The sequence below is a fragment of the Rothia sp. HMSC066H02 genome (assembly GCF_001814995.1).
Lineage (GTDB): Bacteria > Actinomycetota > Actinomycetes > Actinomycetales > Micrococcaceae > Rothia > Rothia mucilaginosa.
Window position 1 is genome coordinate 206,755 of the sequence record NZ_KV818683.1, and the last position, 5,422, is coordinate 212,176.

General features: G+C 64.1%; 4 protein-coding genes and 1 pseudogene. 2 read left to right on the forward strand and 3 right to left on the reverse strand.

The window, feature by feature from the left end; all coding sequences use genetic code 11:
- Positions 1-268 precede the first annotated feature (268 nt).
- The 3 genes and pseudogenes from HMPREF2999_RS05020 to HMPREF2999_RS09295 form a co-directional block, all read right to left on the reverse strand.
- Positions 269-1,738, reverse strand: coding sequence for a multicopper oxidase family protein (locus tag HMPREF2999_RS05020; protein WP_070676239.1), 1,470 nt, complete (start codon positions 1,736-1,738; stop codon positions 269-271).
- 71 nt (positions 1,739-1,809) lie between these two features.
- The gene (locus tag HMPREF2999_RS05025; RefSeq protein WP_246823081.1) at positions 1,810-2,109 is read right to left on the reverse strand and encodes a CueP family metal-binding protein; all 300 of its coding nucleotides are present in this window, start codon (positions 2,107-2,109) and stop codon (positions 1,810-1,812) included.
- A 114-nt stretch (positions 2,110-2,223) separates the two neighbouring features.
- Positions 2,224-2,488 (reverse strand): annotated as a pseudogene (locus tag HMPREF2999_RS09295) (ATP-binding protein).
- Between the two features lie 184 nt (positions 2,489-2,672).
- Between HMPREF2999_RS09295 and HMPREF2999_RS05035 the strand changes: the two are divergent.
- Complete coding sequence (locus HMPREF2999_RS05035) at positions 2,673-2,999, forward strand: heavy-metal-associated domain-containing protein (RefSeq protein WP_070676241.1); 327 nt, start codon at positions 2,673-2,675, stop codon at positions 2,997-2,999.
- A gap of 260 nt (positions 3,000-3,259) precedes the next feature.
- The gene (locus tag HMPREF2999_RS05040; RefSeq protein WP_070676842.1) at positions 3,260-5,284 is read left to right on the forward strand and encodes a copper-translocating P-type ATPase; all 2,025 of its coding nucleotides are present in this window, start codon (positions 3,260-3,262) and stop codon (positions 5,282-5,284) included.
- Positions 5,285-5,422 lie beyond the last annotated feature (138 nt).

Sequence of the window (5,422 nt, forward strand, 5' to 3'; positions counted from 1 at the left end):
GGTGCCCCTGCGTAGGCGCGGAGGAAATATGCGGCGTCCCGCCTCTGCTTAGTGAGGGGAGGAACGAGGGGGAGCACCGCGGCAACCACGATGGCGGCTCTGCGGGGTGTGCTCGGCATGGATTAGATCTTCTTATTCCGGGGCGGTGGGGAAGAAGACGGTGTTCTGGTTGTCCCGGAAGGCCACAACACCGAGAAGGTCGTCGTGCTGCCCGGTGGGTGGTCTGTAGCGACTCTGCCCACCTCGGCACTCAACCCTGCTGTGGGGGTTACGTGTAGCGAAGCGAGCTGAACATCCCGGTTTCCATGTGATAGGCGTTATGGCAGTGAAATGCCCACTCACCGGGGTTCTCAGCGATCAGGTCGGCGATTATGGTTTCACCGCCGCGGAGAAGGACGGTGTCCTTGCGTAGCCCGCCGCTGCCGGGCAGCGACCACGTGTGGCCGTGGATGTGCATGGGATGGGGCATCATGGTCCTGTTGCGCATGACCATCCGCAGGCGCTGGCCCTCCTGCACGGTCGCGGAGGAGGATTGGCCGTCGGTGAGAATGCTCCATTTATACGGCATCATCTGCCCGTCCAGGTCGATGCTGACTTCTCGGTCTGGTGTGCCCTCGGGCAGGAGTGCACGGTCTGCTGGCTTCAGAGAGGACAGAAGCAGTCCGGTGGACGACAACTCGGGGAAGTCGACATCGGGGCTGGGGGCCTGGCCGCCGGCGGTGCGGATGACGGCGAAGGCGCGGTCGTTCTTACCCACCGCCAAAGCCGTGAGCGGGAAGACGCCGTCGCCGAGGATGACCTCGACGTCAACACGCTCGCCCATCGACAGGTAGATCGATTCGGTCTCCAAGGGCTGGACAGGGAAGCCGTCGGTGTGGGTAACGGTCATGCGGTGACCCCCGAGGGCCACCTTGAAGATGGTGTCACCGCCGGAGTTGATAAACCGCAGGCGGGCCTTGTTGCCCGGGCGAGCCTCGAAGGTCCGGTGAGCACGGGGGATACGTCCGTTGATGAGGTAGTACGGATACATCACATCGCCGGCATCCCCGCCCAGTACCCGGTCCGGGGTGCCGTGATGATTTCCCATTCCCATCTTCCCGTGATGGTCGCCCGAACCCATTCCGGTGAGCTTGTCGAGCTCATCATTGGGAGTGCCCTGAATGCCATCGACCCAGTCGTCGAGCACGATGGTCCACTCGACGTCATGGTCCTCAGCGTCTTGCGGGTCACGGATGATCAGTGGGGCGTGGAGGCCGCGATCAAGCTGCAGGCCGGCGTGGGAATGGTAGAAGTAGGTGCCACCGTGGGGGACTTTAAAAACATAGGAGAAAGACTTGCCAGGTTCAATGGGGTCCTGGGTCATGCCGGGCACACCGTCGGCTGCGTTGTGGAGTGCGATGCCGTGCCAGTGGATGGAGGTGCTCTCAGGCAGTTCATTGGTGATATCGACCTGGAGGACGTCGCCGACGGTGGCCTCAATGGCCGCATCCCCGGTGTTAGAGACGTATCCCCACGTCTTGGCTTCGATGCCGCCGATATCCAGGGAGAGGGGACGGGCGGTCAGCGTCCGGCGCACCGTCGGCTCACCGAGCGCAGTGGAGGTGGGAGTGGGGCGAAGGGAGGGACCTGGTGTCGAGGCAGCGGGTCCAGGGTTGCTGGTGCAGGCTGTCAAGGCCCCGGTGCCGGCGAGGGTGAGCCCGCCGAGCAGAAACTGTCGTCGGGGAAACGTGTTCGTCATGATTTAACCTTTCTTGGTGCAAGATTTCAGTGATATGGGAGACAGGCGCAGGTGAGGACTCTGCTGAGCCATCACGTCAGGCGCAGGTCTGTGACACAGGTGGCACCGTCGTCGGTGGTGGAAAACTCCGTGGTGCCGGTACGCCCCTGGTAGCTGACCTCAATCAGGCCGATGGCATCATCGGGAAGCCAGAAGCCAAACCCATTGTCGAAGGTGGTTGTCGCCTCGTCCACCAGCGCCTCACCGGTCGCCTCATCGGTGATCGTAACCTGGATATCCTCATTGTCGAGTTCCCCCAGGCAGGTCGTGAGGCTGTGGTAGAAGCAGTCGTGAGAGGTCATCGGCAAGAGGCGGGGCGGGACGGTGATCACGGGAAAGCTCCTACGGGTCGGTGGGATGCGGCGATGCTGTTCTCCAGTGTATACCCCCCTGGGGTATATTTTCAAGGGGTGGATGGCGCGGCCCTCACGCAGGGCAGGGCGGGGTTACCGAGCAGCCTCCTCATTGTCGGGAGGGGGCGGCGGGAGGCGGAGGGTAAACACCGCTCCGCGACCGGGCCTGGGGGAGGTGGCGGTGAGAGTGCCGCCGTGGGCCTCGATCAATGCCTTGGAGATGGTCAGGCCGATACCAGCCCCGCCGTTGTCCCGACTGTGGGCGCCCCCCCCGGTAGAAGCGTTCGAAGATGTGTCCGAGCTGGCCAGGTGGGATGCCCTCGCTGTCATTGGCGACGTGGATGAGTGCGGTGGACACCTCCTGTCGGTGGACACTAATCTGGACCTGCTCGCCGACCGGGGTGTGTCCTCCACCTCTTGAAAATATACCCCAGGGGGGTATATACTGGAGAACAGTATCGCCGCCCTTCAAAATATACCCCAGGGGGGTATATGCTTGAGAGTAGCATCGCCGCATCCCACCGACCCGTAGGAGCTTTCCCATGATCACCTCCCCGCCCCGCCTCTTGCCGATGGCCTCCCACGGCTGCAGCTGTTGCGGACCTGCCTCACATGCCGACACCGTCTCCAACCCTGCCGCCAGCAACTCGTCAGCAGGAGGGTCCTCCTCTAGCTATCAGGTCACCGGCCTTACCTGCGGGCACTGCGCGAAAAGCGTGACCCAGGCCCTTCAGACCCTCTCCCAGGTCGACGACGTCCAGGTTGATCTCGCTGCTGGTGGTGTTTCCACCGTCACGGTCACCGGTGTCGTACCTCCGGAGACGGTTCGCCGGGCTATCGAGGCGACCGGCTACACCGTCTTATCCTGATCGATTTACCCATCATCTCGACCCCGACCGGGTTGAGCGAAAGGAACGTCATGAACACTCCCCACCATTCCGGCGATCACCATGGTGATCACCCCGCTCCGGAAACAGACCACACCCACCACCCGAATCATGCCAGCCACGAACACCACGCAGACGCCGACACCCACGGCCAGGCGATGCACCACGGTCACCCGCACTCTGCCCTGGACGAAGACCACCAGGTTCATGGTCACGGCGAACACGCCGGGCACAGCACCGCAATGTTTCGGGAACGCTTCTGGTGGTCACTGATTCTGTCCATTCCCGTCGTTATTTTCAGCCCCATGGTCGCCCACCTGCTCGGCTACCCCCTCCCGGAATTCCCCGGATCCACCTGGGTTCCCCCGGTACTGGACACGATCATCTTCGTCTACGGCGGAACGCCTTTCCTCAAGGGCGGATGGAAGGAAGTGAAATCCCGCCAACCCGGGATGATGCTCCTGATTGCCATGGCCATCACCGTGGCGTTTGTCGCCTCCTGGGTCACCACTCTGGGGCTGGGCGGTTTTGACCTGGACTTCTGGTGGGAGCTGGCCCTGCTGGTGACCATCATGCTACTGGGCCACTGGCTGGAGATGCGCGCTCTCGGGGGTGCGTCCTCCGCGCTTGACGCGCTGGCTGCCCTGTTGCCGGATGAGGCTGAGAAAGTCATCGATGGGACCACCCGCACCGTGGACATCTCCGAGCTGGTCGTCGGCGACGTCGTGCTGGTGAGGGCCGGTGCCCGGGTGCCGGCCGACGGAACCATCATCGACGGAGCCGCCGAATTCGATGAGGGGATGATCACCGGCGAATCCCGTCCCGTCTTCCGCGACACCGGTGATAAGGTGGTCGCCGGTACCGTGGCCACCGACAACACCGTCCGCGTCCGGGTGGAGGCTACCGGCGGGGACACCGCCTTGGCCGGGATCCAACGCATGGTTGCCGACGCACAGGAGTCCTCCTCCCGGGCTCAGGCCCTGGCAGATCGGGCGGCGGCGTTGTTGTTCTGGTTCGCGCTGATCTCTGCTCTGATCACCGCGGTGGTGTGGACCGCCATCGGCAGCCCGGACGATGCCGTGGTGCGCACGGTCACGGTGCTGGTCATCGCCTGCCCGCACGCCTTGGGTCTGGCGATTCCGCTGGTCATTGCAATCTCCACCGAGCGGGCCGCGAAATCCGGGGTGCTCATCAAGGACCGGATGGCGCTCGAGCGGATGCGCACCATCGACGTGGTGCTCTTCGATAAAACCGGCACCCTGACCGAGGGCGCGCACGCGGTCACCGGTGTCGCGGCAACTGTCGGCGTCACCGAGGGCGAGCTGCTGGCCCTGGCCGCCGCCGCGGAGGCCGACAGCGAGCACCCCGTGGCCCGCGCCATCGTGGCGGCCGCGGCCGCCCATCCCGAGGCCTCTCGTCGGCAAATCCGTGCAACTGGTTTCAGCGCCGCCTCCGGCAGGGGAGTCCGGGCCACTGTCGATGGCGCTGAGATCCTCGTGGGCGGGCCGAACATGCTGCGCGAGTTCAACCTCACCACCCCGGCCGAGCTCACCGACACCACCAGCGCCTGGACCGGGCGTGGGGCCGGTGTGCTCCATATTGTCCGCGACGGTCAGATTATCGGTGCGGTGGCCGTCGAGGACAAGATCCGCCCCGAATCCCGCGCCGCTGTGAAAGCCCTGCAGGACCGCGGGGTGAAGGTCGCGATGATTACCGGTGACGCGCAGCAGGTGGCCCATGCAGTTGGCCAGGACCTGGGGATTGATGAGGTCTTCGCCGAGGTTCTGCCCCAGGACAAGGACACCAAGGTCACCCAGTTACAGGAGCGTGGCCTGAGCGTGGCCATGGTCGGCGACGGTGTCAACGACGCCCCGGCCCTGGCCCGCGCCGAGGTCGGCATCGCCATCGGGGCCGGCACGGATGTGGCAATGGAATCCGCCGGAGTGGTCCTGGCCAGTGACGATCCCCGGGCAATATTGTCGATGATTGAGCTCTCGCAGGCCAGCTACCGCAAGATGATCCAGAACCTCATCTGGGCGTCCGGTTACAACATCTTGTCCGTGCCCCTGGCCGCCGGCGTGCTCGCCTCTAGCGGCATTCTGCTTCCCCCGGCTGCTGCTGCGGTGTTGATGTCGCTGTCGACGATTGTGGTGGCGCTTAACGCTCAGTTGCTGCGCCGGATTGATCTGGACCCGGCCCACCTGGCTCCCACCAGTCCGAAGGAAGAACACACCACGCCTACTCCGGCATCCACCGCCGTCCACTGATTCACCACTTCTCTCCACTGCCCCATATGACCCTGAAAGGCTCCACCATGAAGCGCACCCTTTCAGGGTCATATGGGGACCATGGACGAGATGGGTGGAATGAATCACGGCGTGAGCGCCATGGAGATTCGCCACGTG